Source organism: Bacteroides caecigallinarum (assembly GCF_016901995.1).
GTDB classification, from domain to species: Bacteria; Bacteroidota; Bacteroidia; order Bacteroidales; family Bacteroidaceae; genus Phocaeicola; species Phocaeicola cellulolyticus.
The window spans coordinates 1-230 of record NZ_JACJLE010000221.1 but is presented as its reverse complement, the minus strand read 5'-3'; the positions used below and the strand labels follow the sequence as shown (position 1 = coordinate 230).

The following is a 230-nucleotide window of genomic DNA, read 5'->3' as shown; positions in this document are numbered from 1 at the left end:
AAAAAACTAAATTTCCTCTTTGTCCTTCACTCTGTTTGCATTATATTTGTGAAAAATCTTCTATTGCGAATGTCTTGACAAAATATTATTTGATTTGTCTAGAAGAATTATTCTGCATGTGGAGTAACAGCGGTAAAGTATTAAGCTTATGAAATATCCTATAGGAATACAGAGTTTTGAACAGATTATCGAAGACGGTTATGTTTATGTGGATAAGACGGATTTGATTT

1 protein-coding gene is annotated in these 230 nt (G+C 30.4%); it reads left to right on the top strand.

The genetic code is table 11. The features are described from left to right. Positions 1-148: 148 nt before the first annotated feature. A partial coding sequence (locus H6A61_RS15715) for an AAA family ATPase (RefSeq protein WP_204394824.1) occupies positions 149-230 on the top strand: 82 nt, incomplete at its 3' end.